This is a genomic window from Algoriphagus namhaensis (genome assembly GCF_042649705.1).
Lineage (GTDB): Bacteria > Bacteroidota > Bacteroidia > Cytophagales > Cyclobacteriaceae > Algoriphagus > Algoriphagus namhaensis.
Genome location: NZ_JBHRZS010000003.1, coordinates 378,160 through 397,394, shown reverse-complemented (window position 1 = coordinate 397,394; position 19,235 = coordinate 378,160). Strand labels below are relative to the sequence as shown.

General features: G+C 42.0%; 19 protein-coding genes. 6 read left to right on the top strand and 13 right to left on the bottom strand.

What is annotated here, in order from left to right; all coding sequences use genetic code 11:
• Positions 1-81: 81 nt before the first annotated feature.
• Positions 82-1,704, top strand: a complete 1,623-nt coding sequence (gene ade, locus ACFOSV_RS03415; protein ID WP_377903406.1) for an adenine deaminase — start codon at positions 82-84, stop codon at positions 1,702-1,704.
• Here the strand turns inward: ade and ACFOSV_RS03410 are convergent.
• The 11 genes from ACFOSV_RS03410 to ACFOSV_RS03360 all read right to left on the bottom strand — a co-directional run bounded on the left by ACFOSV_RS03410 (position 1,701) and on the right by ACFOSV_RS03360 (position 12,881).
• Complete coding sequence (locus tag ACFOSV_RS03410) at positions 1,701-3,281, bottom strand: peptide chain release factor 3 (protein WP_377903404.1); 1,581 nt, start codon at positions 3,279-3,281, stop codon at positions 1,701-1,703. The genes ade and ACFOSV_RS03410 overlap by 4 nt on opposite strands.
• A gap of 149 nt (positions 3,282-3,430) precedes the next feature.
• Complete coding sequence (locus tag ACFOSV_RS03405) at positions 3,431-4,666, bottom strand: sensor histidine kinase (RefSeq protein ID WP_377903402.1); 1,236 nt, start codon at positions 4,664-4,666, stop codon at positions 3,431-3,433.
• A 170-nt stretch (positions 4,667-4,836) separates the two neighbouring features.
• A complete protein-coding gene (locus ACFOSV_RS03400; RefSeq protein WP_377903400.1) occupies positions 4,837-6,147 on the bottom strand; it encodes an ABC transporter permease in 1,311 nt (436 codons plus the stop codon).
• Positions 6,140-7,036 (bottom strand): ABC transporter ATP-binding protein, encoded by an 897-nt coding sequence (locus ACFOSV_RS03395; protein WP_377903398.1) that lies wholly within the window; start codon positions 7,034-7,036, stop codon positions 6,140-6,142. Before ACFOSV_RS03395 ends, ACFOSV_RS03400 begins: the two co-directional genes overlap by 8 nt.
• A gap of 4 nt (positions 7,037-7,040) precedes the next feature.
• Positions 7,041-7,928 carry a hypothetical protein gene (locus ACFOSV_RS03390; protein WP_377903396.1) on the bottom strand — a complete coding sequence of 296 codons (888 nt, stop codon included), beginning with the start codon at positions 7,926-7,928 and terminating at the stop codon, positions 7,041-7,043.
• Positions 7,929-8,007: 79 nt separating this feature from the next.
• Positions 8,008-9,123, bottom strand: a complete 1,116-nt coding sequence (dnaJ, locus tag ACFOSV_RS03385; RefSeq protein ID WP_377903394.1) for a molecular chaperone DnaJ — start codon at positions 9,121-9,123, stop codon at positions 8,008-8,010.
• A gap of 1 nt (position 9,124) precedes the next feature.
• Complete coding sequence (locus ACFOSV_RS03380) at positions 9,125-9,697, bottom strand: nucleotide exchange factor GrpE (protein ID WP_377903392.1); 573 nt, start codon at positions 9,695-9,697, stop codon at positions 9,125-9,127.
• Between the two features lie 78 nt (positions 9,698-9,775).
• A complete protein-coding gene (gene obgE / locus ACFOSV_RS03375) occupies positions 9,776-10,771 on the bottom strand; it encodes a GTPase ObgE (protein WP_377903390.1) in 996 nt (331 codons plus the stop codon).
• A gap of 69 nt (positions 10,772-10,840) precedes the next feature.
• Positions 10,841-11,413 carry an adenylate kinase gene (locus tag ACFOSV_RS03370; RefSeq protein ID WP_377903388.1) on the bottom strand — a complete coding sequence of 191 codons (573 nt, stop codon included), beginning with the start codon at positions 11,411-11,413 and terminating at the stop codon, positions 10,841-10,843.
• A gap of 11 nt (positions 11,414-11,424) precedes the next feature.
• The gene (gene hpt / locus ACFOSV_RS03365) at positions 11,425-11,967 is read right to left on the bottom strand and encodes a hypoxanthine phosphoribosyltransferase (protein WP_377903386.1); all 543 of its coding nucleotides are present in this window, start codon (positions 11,965-11,967) and stop codon (positions 11,425-11,427) included.
• A gap of 5 nt (positions 11,968-11,972) precedes the next feature.
• Positions 11,973-12,881: a M20/M25/M40 family metallo-hydrolase gene (locus tag ACFOSV_RS03360; RefSeq protein WP_377903384.1), complete on the bottom strand. Its 909-nt coding sequence runs from the start codon at positions 12,879-12,881 to the stop codon at positions 11,973-11,975.
• A 170-nt stretch (positions 12,882-13,051) separates the two neighbouring features.
• On the opposite strand from ACFOSV_RS03360, the gene ACFOSV_RS03355 reads away from it, so the two are divergent.
• The 5 genes from ACFOSV_RS03355 (at position 13,052) to ACFOSV_RS03335 (ending at position 17,833) form a co-directional block, all read left to right on the top strand.
• Positions 13,052-14,341: an OmpA family protein gene (locus ACFOSV_RS03355; RefSeq protein ID WP_377903382.1), complete on the top strand. Its 1,290-nt coding sequence runs from the start codon at positions 13,052-13,054 to the stop codon at positions 14,339-14,341.
• Positions 14,342-14,456: 115 nt separating this feature from the next.
• The gene (locus ACFOSV_RS03350) at positions 14,457-15,749 is read left to right on the top strand and encodes an OmpA family protein (protein WP_377903380.1); all 1,293 of its coding nucleotides are present in this window, start codon (positions 14,457-14,459) and stop codon (positions 15,747-15,749) included.
• Between the two features lie 49 nt (positions 15,750-15,798).
• Entirely contained in the window at positions 15,799-16,443 is a 645-nt protein-coding gene (upp, locus tag ACFOSV_RS03345; RefSeq protein WP_377903378.1) for a uracil phosphoribosyltransferase, read from the top strand.
• Between the two features lie 5 nt (positions 16,444-16,448).
• Complete coding sequence (locus ACFOSV_RS03340) at positions 16,449-17,384, top strand: calcium/sodium antiporter (protein ID WP_377903376.1); 936 nt, start codon at positions 16,449-16,451, stop codon at positions 17,382-17,384.
• Positions 17,381-17,833, top strand: coding sequence for a hypothetical protein (locus ACFOSV_RS03335; RefSeq protein ID WP_377903374.1), 453 nt, complete (start codon positions 17,381-17,383; stop codon positions 17,831-17,833). Before ACFOSV_RS03340 ends, ACFOSV_RS03335 begins: the two co-directional genes overlap by 4 nt.
• Here ACFOSV_RS03335 and sdaAA read toward each other — a convergent pair.
• A complete protein-coding gene (gene sdaAA, locus ACFOSV_RS03330) occupies positions 17,822-18,727 on the bottom strand; it encodes an L-serine ammonia-lyase, iron-sulfur-dependent, subunit alpha (protein WP_377903372.1) in 906 nt (301 codons plus the stop codon). The two genes, ACFOSV_RS03335 and sdaAA, sit on opposite strands and share 12 nt — an antisense overlap.
• 36 nt (positions 18,728-18,763) lie before the next feature.
• Complete coding sequence (locus ACFOSV_RS03325; RefSeq protein ID WP_377903370.1) at positions 18,764-19,168, bottom strand: OsmC family protein; 405 nt, start codon at positions 19,166-19,168, stop codon at positions 18,764-18,766.
• Positions 19,169-19,235 lie beyond the last annotated feature (67 nt).

Below are 19,235 nucleotides of genomic sequence, written 5' to 3'. Positions count from 1 at the left end.
TATAGTAGTTTTAATCCAATTGCCTGTGAAAGCCGATCTTTTCTGAGGCAATCTTACCCACCCTGAAACCAACATCCAATCATGATATTAGAAGGAAATCTTGTTGACCTTAAGGGACGCACGATCTATTCTGTATCTCTTGAAATCAATGGGAGCAAAATAGAGAATATCACAAGAATTGAGGAAAACCAAAACCTTCCCTATTTACTCCCCGGGTTCATCGATGCGCATGTGCACGTGGAGTCTTCTATGCTAGTTCCTTCGGAGTTTGCCCGACTTGCTGTGGTGCATGGCACGGTGGCCACCGTCTCAGATCCGCACGAAATCGCCAATGTATGTGGCATGGAAGGTGTGGACTACATGATAGAAAATGGCAAGCAAGTGCCTTTTAAGTTTTACTTTGGAGCGCCCTCTTGTGTTCCGGCCACACCCTTTGAGACGGCCGGTGGAGAAATTGATGCCACTGGAATCGAAGAGCTGATGTCTCGACCAGAGATTCACTATCTAGCCGAGATGATGAACTGGCCCGGAGCGGTGAATCAGGATCCTATTGTGATAGAAAAAATCCGAATCGCTCAGAAATACGGCAAACCCATCGATGGTCATGCGCCAGGTCTACAAGGAGAACTAGCCGAGAAATATGTGAATGCTGGCCCCAATACCGATCATGAGTGTTTCACCTATGCCGAGGCTTTAGGCAAAATCAAACTCGGGATGAAAATCGCCATTCGTGAAGGTTCGGCAGCCAAAAACTTTGACTTACTGATCGATCTGATCGATGACTATCCTGAAATGCTTATGTTTTGCTCGGATGATAAGCATCCAGACAGTTTAGCTGTGAGTCATATTAATAAAATAGCGGCTCGGGCTATCGCAAAGGGGAAGGATCTTTTTGATGTATTGAAAGTCGCCTGTCTCAATCCGATTTCCCATTATTCCATGGATGTAGGCCAGCTTCGCAAAGGAGATCCGGCGGACTTTATTTTGGTGAAGGATCTGGAAAAGTTTGAAGTGCTTGCCACCTATATCAATGGAGGAAAAGTGGCCGAAAATAGCACGACGCTTATTCCAAGAGTTGAAAATAAACTGATCAACAATTTCAAAACTTCCTTTAAAAGCCCTGTGGATTTCCAAATTCCAGCCAAAGGCATCAAAGTGCGTGTCATCGAAGCCTTGGATGGGCAATTAATCACCCCTAAGATTGAGGGAGAAATTTTGATCCGGGATGGCTTTGCAGAAGCCAATCTGGAAAAAGACATCCTAAAAATCACCGTGGTCAACCGTTACCAAGATGCCCCACCTGCTGTAGCATTTATTAAAAATTTTGGGTTGAAATCCGGAGCCATTGCCTCCTCCGTGGGTCATGACTCCCATAATATTATCGCAGTGGGAGTGGATGATCAATCTATTTGCAAAGCGGTGAATTTGATTATTGAAGCAAAAGGTGGGATTTCGGCTTTTTCGGAAGAGAAAGTAGAGGTTCTTCCCTTGCCGGTGGGAGGTATTATGTCAGCGGAGGACGGCTATCAAGTTGCTGCAGCCTATACCAAAATTGATCGTATGGCTAAAGAGATGGGTTCTACTCTTGGCTCCCCCTTTATGACCTTGAGCTTTATGGCCCTGCTGGTAATTCCGGACTTGAAACTGAGTGATAAAGGATTGTTTAACGGACAGAATTTCGAGTTTACCAGTCTGTTTAATTAAAGATCCGATGTGAAGTGAAATTCTATATCCGGATAATTGTCCTGCACCATTTGAAGCCAGGCCTTCGACTCGGCCATAAAGACTAGCTTGCCATCCTTATCGTGAGCGATGTGTCGGTTCTTGGAGCGAACAAATTCATCTAGTGCTTTTTTATTAGAACTGGTGATCCAGCATGCTTTGTAGAGATTCATGGGATGAAACTCCACAGTTGCGTTGTATTCATTTTTCAGTCGAAACTGAATTACTTCAAACTGCAGCTGCCCCACGGTTCCCACCACTTTTCTCGCTCCCATATCAAAAGTGAAAAGCTGTGCTACTCCTTCCTCCATCAGCTGCTTCAGACCTTTCTCCAATTGCTTGGTCTTCATGGCGTCTTTATTCACCACTTCTCGGAAGATCTCAGGAGAGAAACTTGGGATTCCTGTAAAAACCATGTTTTCGCCTTCTGTCAGCGTATCTCCGATTTTTAGATTTCCGGTGTCATATAGACCAACGATGTCTCCAGGGAAAGCTTCATCGATGATCTCCTTGTCCTGAGCCATAAATTGGGTCACGTTCGAAAAGCGCAATGGCTTCGGCCCATGCACATGATTATAGGGCTTGTTCCTCTCAAATTTTCCGGAGCAGATTCGAAGAAAGGCAATTCTGTTTCGGTGATTCGGGTCCATGTTTGCATGGATCTTGAAGACAAAGCCGGAAAATTTCGATTCATCTGGAGTCACTTCGCGTTCATCTGTTTTTCGACTTTTGGGAGCAGGAGCTATTTTAATAAAGGTGTCGAGCATTTCGTTGATCCCGAAGTTATTTACTGCTGATCCAAAAAATACAGGAGCTACTTTTCCAGACAAATAGGCTTCTTTATCAAATTCAGGATAAACCCCTTCGATCAATTCCACATCCTCGCGGAGTTGGTTGGCAAAGTTAGGTCCGATCAGCTGATCGAGTTCTGGCTCATCCAGATTTTCGAATACCTGTCTTACATCGCTCAGCTTTCGCTGCGAGGGAGTGAATAAGTTGAGTTTGTGGTCAAAAAGATTGTAGACACCTTTGAAAGTTTTGCCCATACCGATAGGCCAGGAAAGCGGATGACATTGGATATTGAGCTTTTGCTCTACTTCTTCCAAAAGTTCATAAGGATCACGTCCTTCCCGGTCGAGCTTATTGATAAAACAGATCACCGGAGTATTTCTCATTCGGCAAACCTCCATGAGTTTCTCAGTCTGAATCTCGACGCCTTTCACGCAGTCGATCACCATAATCACTGAATCCACCGCTGTGAGTGTACGGTAGGTATCTTCCGCAAAATCCTGGTGTCCTGGGGTATCGAGCAGATTGATTTTAATCCCTTTGTACTCAAAACCCATCACTGAAGTAGCCACCGAGATCCCTCGTTGCTTTTCGATCGCCATCCAGTCAGACTTGGTGCCGGTATCGATCTTATTGGATTTGACCGCTCCGGCGGTTTGTATGGCTCCACCAAAAAGTAGCAACTTTTCAGTCAGGGTAGTTTTCCCAGCATCCGGGTGAGCAATGATGGCAAAGGTTCTACGTTTCTGGATTTCTTTAGTCAGACTCATGGGTACTATTTTTCAGGGGGCAAAGGTAGGGAAAAATAGGTGAAAAGGTTGGAAAGTGTGAGCGTTGGAAGGCTACTTTGAGGATTTAAAGATTGGGAAATTGGAAGATTGAAAAATTGCGTATCTCGTACCTCGCCTTTGGTCCTTCCTCAGTATTCCAGCAAGCCATCTGTTATGAACTGTTCGGCCCCTTCCAGGCTACTGTGAAGCAAAATTCTGAATGTCGTCCCCTTACCGACCTCAGAATGTTTTACAAAAATTTTACCTCCATGGTATCCTTCAATGATCCGCTTGGCTAGAGTTAGCCCAAGTCCCCAGCCCCGCTGACGGGTAGAAAATCCCGGATTAAATACTTTTTTATACATGGCTTTTTCCATGCCTTTGCCAGTATCTTCTATATCCACTAAGACAAACTTATCACTGTCCTGAATAATATTTATGGTAATGGTGCCTTTGCCTTTCATGGCATCTACGGCATTTTTACAGATGTTTTCAATCACCCATTCAAAAAGGGGTTTGTTCATCATGGCCTCTAGGTCTTTTGCATCAGAGTTGATGATCAATTCCACTTTAGTTGAGATCCTAGGCCGAAGATAATTAATGGTTTCTTCGATACTCTCGTAAAGATTTTCAGCTTTAATGACAGGTTTGCTGCCGATGGAACTGAATCGCTCCGTGACCATTCGGAGCTTGACCACGTCCTTATCCATCTCTTGGATGATTTCCTTGTTTTCTTCCCATACTGGGGAATTACGCAAATAATCAATCCAAGCCATCAAGGATGCGATAGGCGTTCCAAGTTGATGAGCAGTTTCCTTGGTCAGTCCCGCCCAAACCCGATTTTGCTCTGCTATTCTACTTTGATTGAAGAGGGTATAAGCCAAAATTCCAAAAATCAAGATCACAGCGAGTTGTACGTAGGGGTAGTATTTCAGATTGATCAGTAGTTCAGAGTTTCTGAAATACACCAAAATATCCGCCTCCTGAAGAAATATGGGATCGTATTCCTCTCGCATTTCGGTCAATTCCGCCTGAAGTGTATTGACAGAATCTTGCTTAGTTGCATTCTTCTTAAACTGAATGTTTCTGAATTCTATCGGATTTCCAAACTCATCCACCATGATAATGGGTATGGAATAATTTTGCTGAATGATTTCCTGATTGATAAAATTCAACCCTTCCAATGTCGTAGCCGCATATTCCAATGCACTTGACAGTAATTCGATTTGTCTGCGTTCACGCTGCCGAAGCTCGTCTACTAGGCGATTGGTGTACCAAATAGATCCAGCTCCGATCACCACAGACACCAAAATCACAAGCCATTTGACTTGCTTTTTATTTTGATAAAGATCCAATGTGGTGATATCCTGAAATCTATTCTTCATTCCTATGATTTGCCTATCCTTTTAACTGACACTGCGGCCTTGTGGTATGTGAGTACCTAGAAAAAGTTTAACCGTCAAATTACCTAAAAAATCAAAAAGGTGAACTTCAATAGATACAAAGCCCAAGGTAAAGAGTGACAAATCCGAGAGATGAAAGAACATGATCTAGGTTAATCACTTGAACGAATCCATTTCCATAGCAATTTGTAGCTAGGCTTTGTACCATGCATTAATATCCCAATTCGATAGATTTTCCCTGCGATCCAAGTCGTAGCTAGGAAACCAAGAATCAAGAGTCCCATAGAAAGCAACATCTCGTACCAAGGCACTCCAAAACTTACTCGTCCCATCATCGCAATGGGAGAGGAAAGCGGAATAATGGATAGCCAAAAGGAGGTACTGCTATTCGGATCATTTAAGACAAAGACGAATAGGCCCATATAGGCCACTAGCAAAGGAATGGTCACGGGAAACATAAATTGCTGAGCCTCGGAAGGCGCATCAACCGCAGAGCCGATTGCGGCAAAGAGGGCACCATAGAGTAAATATCCTCCAAGGAAAAAGAACATGAAGCTTAACGCAATGGCAATAAAATCTATCCCTGCAATCACTTGTAAAATCTCTGCCACATTGCTATTGGATTCCATAGCCTGTGCCATCTCGGGATTCGCTAGCTCCATGGCTTGCTCTTGTGGCATTTGCATGCCTAGATAGCCGGTGACGAGAGTGGTAAGTCCCCCGATCAACACGAGCCAAATGAGTAATTGGGTGAGACCGACACCTGCCACTCCGATTATTTTACCCATCATCAGCTGGAAAGGCTTGATGGAGGAAACAAGAATTTCGATAATCCGGTTGGACTTTTCCTCAATCACACCTTGCATGATCTGATTTCCATAAATAAAAATGAACATGTAGATCAAAATACCAGAGACAAAGCCAATTGCATAGTTTACCGTGGCATCGCTAACGGTCTCAGTTCCCTCAGCATCTAGTTGGATGGAACGGATAGAGACATCCGTTCGCACTTCATTGATCACTTTTGGATCTATTCCACTTTCCAAGAGCCGCTGCTCCTCGATCCGTTTTCTAAGGTTATTTTCCAGTCGTGAGATAAAGCTCATATTCGGATTTTCCTCACCGTAATAAATGATCCCCTCTGGGTTTTTGAGATCAATTTTTGGAATGTAAAGAAAGCCATAGCGATCTCCATCTTGGACTAGTTGCTTCCCCTCATCGATACTCGCATCCGAAAAGGAAAAAGCGTGCTGATCTGAGCTTTCTAGGAAAAAAAGCTTGTTTTCGTCTACCACTTCAATGATTCGGAGCTTTTGGTTTTCCCGCTCCTCCACAGCGAGCCAAACAAACAAACCCATCATGGCCGGGAAAATCAGCGGTGTGAGCAGTGTAGCAAGGAGAAAAGACTTTTTCTTAACCCGAGAAGTATATTCCCTTTTGATGACCAGCCAAACCTTATTCATGATCGGATGATTTTACTTGGTGTATAAATATTTCCTCCATAGTCGGTGTCACTTCATCAAATTGCTTGACTTGCCCCATTGCCATCAATTCCCGAAGGAGCTCATTTGGAGATTTTCCATTAAGTTTTGCAGAAAATTGCCATTCTCCTAACTCAACCTCCTTGGCATCTAAGGATTGGGGTAGTGTAGCAGTCAGATCTGACAAAGTGATCTTATAGATTTCAGGCCTAAAACTGGCTTTTACTTCACGAATAGTGCCATCAAGGATCTTACGTGATTGATTGATCATGGCCACTCGGTCACAGAGTAGCTCCACTGATTCCATTCGATGCGTACTCAGGATAACCGTTGTACCTGAGTCCTTTAGACCTAAGATTTCATTTTTTATGATTTCTGCATTGACTGGATCAAAACCAGAGAAAGGTTCGTCCAAAATCAAAAGCTTTGGCTCATGGATCACAGTTGCGATAAACTGTACCTTTTGAGCCATACCTTTGGAAAGATCTTCGATTTTTTTGGCCTTCCAAGTGCCAATATCAAGTTTGTTGAGCCACTTGTTGACGCGCTGATTAGCCTCTTGTTGGCTGAGGCCTTTAAGTCTCGCAAAATAAATGAGCTGATCCCAGACCTTCATTTTTTTATAAAGCCCTCGCTCCTCAGGCAAATAACCGATTTTACGAATGTCGGCAGGAGAAATTTTATTCCCCTCTAAAAAAATTTCCCCGCTATCTGCTTCAATGATTTGATTAATGATTCGAATGAGAGTGGTTTTCCCAGCACCATTTGGCCCCAACAACCCAAAAACCACCCCAGATGGAACCGAAAGGTCTACATTAATCAGGGCATTTTTACTTCCAAAAACTTTTGTAAGGTTAGAAATCTCTAGCATAAAATCAGTCAATGACGATGGATCCTACGCCCACATCCAAGGTAAGCTCTAGCAATCTTGGATCATTGGCAGAATATCCTTTCGTAATATAGATATCATCATCCTGAGCTTTAAGAAATTTTGGAATTGTTTTTCTACACATCGGGGTAGTCTTCATCTTTATCTTCACAGGATAAGAGTCCGAAGGAAGGTGCAAGTAAATACTTCCGGCACCCACAGCTGCAATGACCTGACTAGAAGAATTCATCCCTTCTCCAAAGTCAAGGTTGATCTTACCATAGTTCACCTCCACAATCATCTTCTTAGAATTGGTAAAATTGGCCTGTGGAATATCGACAGTCCCCATATTCAACATGACCAAAAGCGTATCCATTTGTACTCGATTTGGCTCCTTCTCACTGTAGTGAATCATCACGTCAGCACTGGCACTGTGGATTTTTAGTTTGCTCACAGGAAGCATAGCCAAGTCAAAATTAGATCTACCCATCCCGAGAAGGAACTCCATGTCGTAGAGGAAATTGGAATTGAGACCTAAATCCCATGAATGATCAAATTCATCACCCTTTCCTGAAAAAAGCTTTGAAGTAATGCTTTTCCCAAGATTGTCAGCCTCAATATTTTTGTGCACTAAAGAAACGTTCATGACGTTGTTCTCGATGCCTTCAGAAAAATCAGGAAGTATATTAGTTTGTGATAAGTGCCCATGAATGGTGACTGGATCAGAACTCATTACGCGTTTCACTTGGGTCACACTCTTATAAGTAGTGAAATCCAGTCTGATTAAATCAAAACCCTTTCGCTCAGTGACGTGGTATTCTTTTACAATCTGTGCTGTACAAAGTGTCGAGAGTCCTACGAACCCAAGAAAAAGCAGACACAAAATTCTCAACATACGGATAGGTTACGACTCGACTTGGAAAAGGTTTTTTAAATCTATAAAAAAAGCCAGAATTTCTTCTGGCTCTGTAAGTTTAGAAAAACTCCTTCATTTTATCAAAGAAGGTCTTATCTGATTTACCGGGGTCTGGTTTGAAATTTTCAGAATTCCGAAGTTGTTCTAAGGTTTCTTTTTCTTCTCGACTCAATTGAGTTGGAGTCCACACATTGACCATGATCAACTGATCTCCTCGAGAATATCCATTGATATCTTTAATCCCTTTGCCTTTCAATCGTAGCATCTTACCGCTTTGTGTACCGGATTCGATTTTGATTTTCACTTTGCCATCAATGGTAGGCACTTCCACAGAAGCTCCCAAAGCTGCATCTATAAAAGAGATATATAAGTCATAAATGACGTTGTTGCCCTCTCTTTGGAAAGTGTTCTCCTCGAGTTCCTCGATCACGATAAGCAAATCGCCAGGAATTCCACCTGGAGTTTCATTCCCCTTTCCAGACATACTCAATTGCATACCATCGGCTACTCCGCCAGGAATATTGATGGAAATTACTTCCTCCTTGATGATCAATCCTCTAGCATCCGCCTCTGCTGGCTTCTTGTCTACAATCTGACCATTTCCTCCACAGACACCACAAGTACTGGCAGAGACCATTTGACCAAGCATAGTGTTGACCACTTTTTTGATCTGTCCACTACCCTGACAGGCACTACAATTCTTAAAGGTGACTCCAGCTGCAACGACATGTCGCTTTACCTTGATCTTCTTTTCAACACCATTGGCAATTTCCTGCAAATTTAGCTTCAGCTTGACTCGAAGATTAGTACCCTTTTTCGTACGACGAGTACTGCCGCCGCCGCCTCCACCAAAGAAGGATCCAAATCCTCCTCCGCCACCAAAGATGTCGCCAAACTGGGAGAAAATATCCTCCATATTCATACCGCCGCCGCTGTATCCTCCAGCGTCTCCTAGGCCTTGATGCCCAAATTGGTCATAGCGCTGTTTCTTTTCAGGATTACTGAGTACTTCGTAAGCTTCGGCCGCCTCCTTGAATTTTTCTTCTGCAGAGGTGTCGTCTGGATTTTTATCTGGGTGATACTTAATCGCGAGCTTTCGATAAGCCTTTTTGATCTCATCTGCTGATGCAGACTTGCTAATTCCTAATACCTCGTAATAATCTCTTTTCGCCATTTTATGCTCCTGTTACAACTTTTGCGAAGCGCACCACCTTATCTCCTAGCAAGTAGCCCTTCTCGATTACATCCACCACATTCCCCTTGAGTTCTTCAGTTGGAGCAGGAATTTGAGTGATCGCCTCCTGAATTTCGGCATCAAACGGCTTCCCGATCATATCTTCCATAGGCTTGAGCCCTTTTGATCCCAATACCTTCACGAACTTATGAAATACGATTTGAGTCCCTTCTAGAACTTTTTTCCCGTCTTCCTCTTTTTCATTTGCCTTGAATGCTCGCTCAAAGTCATCCACCACTGGAATCAGGTCTTGTAAGACTCCTTCCGAAGCAGTAGAAATCAATTCTATACGCTCTTTGGATGTACGCTTTCTGAAATTTTCAAAATCGGAGTACAGTCGTAGATATTTTTCTTTCAATTCGGCTACCTCCTTTTCAAGTTTCACCTCATTGGAAATCTCTTCTTCTTGCTGCACATCAGATTCAACTTTTTCGTTGAATTCCTGATCCTTTTCTATATCCTTTGGGAGCTCTTGCTCCTGCATTTCTTTTTCCACTTTTTTACTTTTTTTCATGATTACACCAATTCAATTAGCATAGCCCCCTGTGCTCATCAATATGTTTGCCACAGGAGTGATTCTGCCAAAGTGACATCATTCACTTTGAATCGCCTGCCAAATTAAATCTTTCATGGGTTCCAATTGGTATTGACTGACAGCCGAAATAAATAATGAAGGGATTTCTGTAGGGATTTCTTTACGCATTTCCTCCATCAATTCTTCATCTAGCATATCTGCTTTGGAGACCGCTAGGATTCGTTTTTTATCCAAAAGTTCTGGATTATGTTTCTCCAACTCACCTAATAATATCTGGTATTGCTCGGCGATACTTGGTGCATCAGCCGGAATCAAAAAGAGAAGGATGGAATTTCGCTCAATATGTCTCAAAAAACGAGTCCCTAGTCCTTTGCCTTCGGCAGCCCCTTCAATAATCCCTGGGATATCTGCCATGACAAAACTCCTGTCACCACGATAACTGACAACCCCCAAATTTGGTACGAGGGTGGTAAAGGGATAGTCACCGATTTCGGGTTTTGCTGCTGAAATAGAGGAGAGAAGTGTGGACTTACCGGCATTTGGGAATCCGACCAAACCAACATCAGCAAGAAGCTTTAACTCTAAAATAATCCACTCTTCCAGTCCTGGTTCGCCTGGCTGAGCATAATGAGGCGCTTGGTTGGTGGATGTTTTGAAGTGGTCATTTCCTAAGCCTCCACGTCCTCCGCGGGTCAATATGACTTCTTGTCCATCCTCTGTGATTTCGGCTCGAAGCTCCATAGTTTCGGCATCTCGGGCAATAGTCCCCAAAGGAACATCTAAAATCACATCTTTCCCATCAGAGCCAGTACGCCTCCCCCCTTCGCCGCCTTTTCCAGATTCCGCAATGACGTGCTTTTTATACTTTAAATGGAGCAGCGTCCAATGCTGAGAATTTCCCCTAAGTATGATATGACCTCCTCGACCACCATCTCCCCCATCAGGTCCTCCTTTGGGCACATGCTTTTCTCTGCGAAAATGTGCCGCTCCTGCGCCCCCCGAACCGGATCGAGAGCAAAATTTTACGTAATCAATGAAATTTGAGTCTGCCATAGCCAAAAGAAAAAGGCCAAGCAATAAGCTCAGCCTAATGGAATTACAAAATTAACAAAAACTTGTGGATCAATAAGATTCGATCACTGACTTGATAGAATTGAAAATTTCATCGATTTCACCCACCCCATTGATTTTCTGATATTTACCTTGTTTCTGATAAAAATCAGCCACTGGCAAAGTCTCATCAAGATATACCTTAATTCGGGTAGTGATTTTGGCGTCATCTTGATCATCTACTCGATTCGAGGTTTTGCCACGTTCTTTGATCCGAGCTCTCAAAATTTCCTGATCCACATCAAGGGCTATCATTCCAGAGATCTCGAGATCGTGCTTTTCCAGCATTTGGTCAAGCGCTTCAGCCTGGGCTGTGGTTCTTGGAAAACCGTCAAAAATAAATCCCTTGGTGTTTTTTGAGTCACTTATTTTTTGTTCCACCATCTTAATCACTACTTCGTCAGGGACTAGGCGGCCTTCATTCATGTATTTTTTCGCGAGTTGACCTAGTTCGGTTCCCTCTCCAAGATGTTTTCGAAAAAGATCTCCAGTAGAGAGGTGAGTCAATCCAAAATGGTTGATAAGCTTTTCGCTCTGCGTCCCCTTTCCCGCACCGGGAGGGCCAAATAATACAATGTTTAACATTCCTGTCTTGTTCAGTAAGTAGTATCGAGTTGATAGATGTCCGGAAGATTTCGCCCCAATTCGTCGAAATCCAACCCATAACCGACGACAAATTTATTGGGAATTTCAAAACCCACATAATTTAAATGATAATTATACTCAAAAGCTTGTGGCTTAAATAGCAATGTGGCTATACCAATGGAGGCAGGTTTGGCCTTGAAGAGGTAATCTTTCAGTTCAAACAATGTTTTTCCAGTATCCACAATATCTTCTACCAAAAGCAGATGTTTATCCTTTAAATCCAAATTAAGTAGGGATTCGATCTGAACGGTGCCAGATGACTTCATCCCTTGGTAAGAGGAAGCTTTCATAGAAGCAATAGAAAGAGGTAATTCAATTTTTCTGCATAAGTCAGAAAGAAAAATTACAGCTCCATTCATTATTCCGATTAAAATTAAATTTTTCCCACGATAATCCTTTGAAATAGCTTGAGCCAACTGGTTAACTCGCTCCAGTATTTCTTTTTCTTTTATATATAAGTTGAATTTCTTTTCGTGAAGATGTATAGAGCCCATTCAGGTTAAATTCTAGGTAGTAAATATTGATAGAGTCGGATCATCGAATCGAGATCCTTCAAAGAAACCTTTTCATTGGGAGAGTGGACATTATCCTCGGGTGCTCCGATGAAGCACCAGTCTATAGCGTAAGGAGAGAACTGGATTTCTCTGCCGTCACTTCCACCAGATCCTTCCACTTCCAATTGAAAAGGAATGCCGCTCTGCTCCGCTAAATTAATAATCTTGTTAATGAAAATTTTTCTGGGAATAAATTTGTCTCGAATGGAAATAGTAACTCCTTTATGGTGTTCCACCCCTTCGGTGACCCAAGTGATATCTGAAATCAAAGCGTTTTTGATAGATGCAGTTTCTTGAATGAATTTCAACAAAAAAGGCATACTTCCACCTCCGTGCTCCTCATAGGTAGAGAAAACTACCCAACCGTCCTCGATAGATTCACATAATTCTAAGGCATTATATACTCCCAGCCGGTTATCTAAATAAGCTGCTTGGATAAATTCTTCATCAATTCTTATGTCCTGTGCATAAGAAAGAGTAGTGCCACGGTCAATTTTACGCTGAAAATCGTGGCTCAACACCCCGTCATTGTCAATAAGTCTACAAGAAATTTGACCTAAGGAATCTTCTCCTGCCAACACTGTACCTGAATCACAATCTGGTCCTCCAACTGCCACTAGCTCGTTCGTGTAGCGCGCCATAAAACCAATTGTGTCAATATGAGCAAATACGGCAGTCCGGGGTTTTCCGAATTTTAACAAAATACAATCGTGAAATTCTTCCCCGGAATAAATTTCTGGCAAAACATTCCAAGACTTCTTTCGTTTAGCGATGTATTCTAGTAGCAATTGTTTGGTTTCCCATTCATAACCAGACACACCCTTAGAGTTTAATAATTCAAATAATATTTTCATTTTGGCACAAAATGTGTTATTATTTTGGACAGAAATAGAAAAAAATGAATAAAAATTTTGTCTCAAGAATAGACAATTAAATTATTCATCTAGATTTGCATTAAGTTAAAAGTTTATAAATTTGTACTCACATCAATCAACGCTTAAAATTTGAACAAAAATTTTTTGTTATGAAAAAACTAATACTCTCAACAATCATGGCAGCTGCCATTTCATTTGGAGCGAATGCCCAAAAAGAATTTGACAGATGGTCATTAGAGCTAAATGGCGGTTTTAATAAGCCAATGGCACCTCTTACACCTGGATTCCTTTCCCCAACTTTAAATTTGGGACACGTTGACTTCGGTGTCAGATACATGTTCAACGAAAAATTTGGAGCCAAGCTTGATTATGGCTTCGGTTCGTTCAAAGAAGCTGGAGGAGACTCTCAGAGCCCTTCTTTCGACACTAAGTACACTCGTTTTAATTTACAAGGTGTAATTAACTTGGGTCGAGTTCTTAATTTCGAATCTTTTTCAAGATCATTTGGAATGCTTTTCCACGCAGGTGGCGGTATTGGAACAGTGAATCCTGAAGAAAATCTTTACAATGACTTTACTGATGATGTTTACCAAATCATGTTTGGTATCACTCCGCAAATTAAGCTTAGCAAAAACATTGCGTTAGTGGGTGACATCTCAACTATCTTGAATGGTCGTCAGACTGTATCATTTGATGGAGCATCTGTAATTCGTCCTTCACAAGACAATGGTTTCTTCGGAGCCAATGGTACTTGGTGGACTGGGACTCTCGGACTTAACTTCTACCTAGGAGGAGCAGAGGAGCACGCAGATTGGTTCATTGCTGCTGATAAGTATGTAACCAAAGATGAGCTAGCTTCTCAAATCAATAACATTAAGGATATGCTTAATGACTCCGACGGAGACGGTGTACCGGATTATTTGGATCAAGAACCTAATACCCCAGCTGGTGCAAGAGTAGATTCTCATGGTGTTACGATGGACTCTGATGGTGATGGTATTCCTGATCACTTGGATAAGTGTCCATTCCTTCCTGGCCCAGCATCTCTTGAAGGATGTCCTTCTGAGAAAGTTGTAGAAGTTGTTGATTACATCAAGAAAGCAATCGCAGACGGTTACGTAAGTGTATATTATGCATTCGACAGCGACAAGCCACTAGGTTACTCAGTTTCTGCAGCACAGTATGTAGGTAACTTCTTGAAAAACAATCCAGGTATCAATGTAGAGGTTCAAGGTTTCGCTGACGAAATCGGACCGGAAGATTATAACATGAAGTTGTCTGAAAGAAGAGCGAAAGCAGCATATGACCTTCTAGTAGCTTCAGGTGTTGATGCTTCAAGATTATCTTACAAAGGATATGGCGAAGATACTTCAGTAGACAAAGAGTCTGCAGATGCTAGACAACTAGCTAGAAGAGCAAGCTTCATCGTGAAAGATTAATTTCACAACAATAATTAATAAAGGCCTAGATTTATCTGGGCCTTTTTTTTTGTCTTATTTTGTGTACTGGCCTGAGATTTGATCATATTTGCACGCTAAATCACCCTTTTGGAAAATGAAAAAACACCTTTTATCCTTAATCGCATTTTATGCGATTACATGCGTCAATGCGCAAGAGTCATTTAATAAGTGGTCTATTGATATAAGCACCGGCTTTAACAAACCAATGGGCCCGCTCACACCAGGCTATCTTTCTCCCATGCTAAACATTGGTCACGTAGATTTAGGTCTACGCTACATGATTAATGAAAATTTCGGCTTTAAAGCCGATGGTGGCTTCGGATCTTTCTCAGAAGCGAAAGGCGTAAGTCCAGTCTTTACCACTACTTATTCGAGGTTTAATCTTCAAGGTGTTCTAAACCTAGGTCATGTCCTTAGTTTTAATTCATTTTCCCAGAGACTTGGCCTTTTGGGACATATGGGAGGAGGATTTGGAATGATGAGTTTCGACGAAACTATTCTAAGACAGGGCAAAGATTACCACTATAATATTATTACAGGAGCTACAGCTTTATTTAAATTATCAGAAAGGATCGCACTGACAGGTGATGTTTCGGTAATTGTAAACGGAAGGCAGACTTATACTTTTGACGGAAACGAGTATAATGCTCCTACTCAGCCAGTCGACCCCACACAAAATCCTTTTGTACACGCTACTGGGACTTGGTGGACAGGGACTCTAGGACTTGCCATTTATCTTGGCAAATCAGAAAAACATGCTGACTGGTACATTCCAGAAGACCAATATGCAACTAAGGAAGAATTGGCTTCTCAAATTATGAGCATTAAGGATATGCTTAAGGATAGTGATGGAGATGGAGTACCTGATTATCTCGATCAAGAATCTAATACGCCAGCAGGAGCACGTGTCAATTCTCATGGTGTCACAATGGATTCAGATGGCGATGGCATCGTAGATCACTTAGATAAATGTCCATTTTTACCAGGTCCTTCTGCCAATAATGGCTGTCCAATTGAGGAAATCCAAAACCCAGAAGACTACCTTCGTAAAACTATTAATGACGGGTACACCAATGTGTATTTTGCATTTGATAGTGCCGAACCACAACAGTACTCTCTACAAGCCGGACATTACGTAAGTAACTTCCTGAAGAAAAATCCTGATATCAAAGTCGAAATTCAAGGATTTGCAGATGAAATCGGGCCAGAGGATTATAATATCAAGCTTTCAGAGCGAAGAGCTAAGGCCGTTTATGATTTGTTGATTTCTTCGGGAGTATCTGCAAACCAACTAAGCTATAAAGGCTATGGAGAAGACACAAGCGTGGACAAAAACTCTGAAGATGCTAGGCAAATGGCGAGACGAACAAGTTTCAAAATTCAATAAATCCGATACCCAGCTTTCATATAGCTGGGTATAGTTTTAAATTCCCACAATGTTCATACTGAATAAGGAAAATTCTATCGCAAACAACTTCATTGCCGAACTTAGGGATGAAGTCGTTCAAAGAAATCCTGCCCTTTTTCGAAATAACCTGTTTCAAATTGGGAGTATGATGGCTTATGAAATTTCGAAAACTCTATCATATACCCCTAAAGAAATACGTACTCCGCTTGCAAAAACTACCATCCCTATTTGCTCATCCAAAATTGTACTGGTAACTATTTTGCGGGCTGGCTTACCATTTTATGATGGATTTTTGCGGCTTTTCCCAGACGCAGAGTCAGCATTTATCGGAGCTAGCAGAGTTGAAAAAGAAGGAGAAGACTTAGATGTGGATATGGGATATCTCGCCTCACCAAGTTTAGAGGACAAAGAAGTGATCATTTGTGATCCGATGCTAGCCACAGGCAAATCATTACTTAAAGCCATTGATGGGTTGACTAAATTCGGAAAACCAAAAACCATCCATTTTGCTTCTATTTTTGCTGCTCCTGAGGGAATCGAAATAATTGAAAAAAATCTTCAACAACCACATAAATTTTGGGTTGGTAGCTTAGAGACCGGCCTAAATGATAAATTTTATATTATTCCAGGATTGGGTGATGCCGGGGATCTGGCCTTTGGTCCCAAAATATAAATTCTATGCTTCCTTATTTTCTGCTATTTCTAGGCTTGGCCATTTTGCTCTATGGTGGAAAAATCCTTGTGGACGGTGCCACTGGCATAGCCCTAAAACTTGGAATGTCCTCCGGATTGATTGGAATTACCATTGTAGCTTTCGGTACATCCGCGCCTGAGCTTCTGGTAAGTGTCAATGCAGCACTAAAGGGAAATAGTGATATTTCCATTGGGAATGTCGTAGGTTCGAACATTGCCAATATTGGACTCGTACTGGGAATCAGTGGTCTTTTCTATCCCATTCTTATCAAAAGATCAGTCCTGCGATTTGATTATGTAGCGACTTTATTGGTCACTCTTTTATTTTATGGCCTCAGCTATAATGGGAGAATATCCCTCTGGGAGGGAATAATCCTTTTTTCGGGCTTTGTTCTTTTGAACTGGTATCTCTTTAAGTCCTCAACCTATGGCGGAATGGACGAATCAAGTGTCGAAGAAATTGAAGGGGTAAAAGACCATAATTGGATAATCACCATAACTCTTTTACTTGGAGGAATTGTTGGGCTTTATATAGGTTCTGAATTGCTTGTCAACAATGCCATTTTGATTTCCCGAAAATTTGGGGTTTCTGAGCGGGTCATTGGAATCACCATCATTGCAATAGGCACTAGTCTACCAGAACTCATCACCTCCATTATTGCGGCTCTTGCCAAAAAAACCGATATGGCAATTGGGAATATTCTGGGAAGCAACATGATGAACATCCTTTCAATTATTGGGATTACAGCAATCATCAACCCCATCGATGTGTCACCCGAATTCATCCGCGAAGACTACCTTTGGATGATCGGGTTCGTAGTCATCTTACTTCCATTGATGCTAATCAAAAGGAAAATTTCAAGAATTGAGGGATTGGTCCTTCTGATTGGCTATACGGCCTATATGATTTACTTACTATGAGTGAGTCCCTACTTACCCTCATAGGAATCTACTTCCTATGCTGGTTTAAATTCATTTCTGGTCCCATATTAGGCTCCCTCGCTGGCTATGGTGTTTGGAAATGTATCTTGGTCACCGTTGCGGGGATGATGAGTAGTACCATTCTGTTTACATTCATTGGAGAATACTTCAAGAAACTTCTTGCACTAAAGTTTCCCAAACCGAAATTCACCAAGCGAAATAGAAATATTGTTAAGATTTGGACCAAATACGGCCATGTCGGTATTGCATTCCTTACTCCTCTGATCCTTACCCCAATAGGAGGAACTCTTATTCTAGTCTCCTTTGGTACGAAAAGAGCAAAAATTTATTTCCACATGCTGTGGAGCAGCATTCTTTGGGCTACCTTTTTCTCCTTTACTATAGAAAGTATTCTTCAAATACCTTTTTTGGCAAATCTATTCCTCTAATTCATCAGGGAGTATTTCAATATCCTGAATGAGTACACGTTTTGAAATCTCCTGGCCAGTCAACGTAGCGGCCAAACCTCCCATGGCCGTCTCTTTATACCTACTCTCCATAGAGGCCCCTATTTCACCCATGGCTTCTACACATTCGTCAACAGGTATTACCGCACTGACATTCGCTAGAGCAATCTGGGCAGAACTAAATGAAATCGCTGCTGCGCTGGCATTTCTCACTACACAGGGAACTTCGACCAAACCTGCTACTGGATCACAAACTAGGCCCAACATGCATTGAATAGTAATGGCTACCGAATTAAAAATCTGATTGGTATCGCCTCCAAGGCAATAAACAATAGCTCCGGCGGCCATCGCGGCAGCTGAACCTGTTTCGGCTTGACAACCTCCAACTGCACCTGCGAGGCTGGCTTTTTCCTCTATAATCAAGGCAATACCCGCTCCTACGAGTAGCCCCTCCACAATTTTTTCATCAGACAAGCCATGAATCTCCTGAAGTGTCACCAAAGTTCCTGGTAAAATACCAGATGCTCCAGCCGTGGGTGCTGCCACCACGCGTCCCATGCACGAATTCACTTCTTTAGCTGCTAGAGCTCTGGAAATCAGCTTTTGAAAATCAGAAGACAATACTGACAACGGGTGATTAAATACTTTTTTGGCCCCATTATTAATCATACCAGACCGTGAAGTCATATCCTCTTCAAGTCCAGTTTTCACTGCATCTTTCATGACCAGATAAGCTCGTAGAAGACCATCAAAAATCGCATCTCGACCGGCACCCTTCTGGTCCATCTCATATTCTATGACAGACTCGGTGATGGACATGTCATGCTCCTGCATATAGTCTTTCCAACCACGGAAACTCGTAAAAAGATAACTCATGATATTTGGGTTTTAGGGTAAAGCAACTTCTGAAAGTTAGAAATGGAAGGTTAGTGTTTGGGAAATTTGAGGATCCAAACTTAGTGCCACTGGGCAAGTCTTGGCCGCATTTTTCAATTTCTTTAGAAAGACCGAATCATTTGGCGCATTGTCCCAATGAAAGTCTATTATAATTTCTTTTATTTTTCTTGGGTCACTTTGCATCACCTTGGTCACTTCCCAAGTCATCCCCTCCAGATCGATATTCGAACGATTGGCAACAATTCCCATAATAGTCACCATACAGCTCGCTAAAGCACTAGAAACCAGATCAGTAGGGGAAAAAGCCTCCCCTTTTCCATTGTTGTCTTTTGGAGCGTCAGTCAGGATTTTCTCCCCGCTTCCAAGGTGCTCAGACTCAGTCCGCAATTTCCCTAAATATGAACTTTTTATAGTGGGCATAAACTCTTACTTTTAAAATTCAGTTAAATACTTGTGATCAAAAATAGTCCAATATTTCGTCCTTATC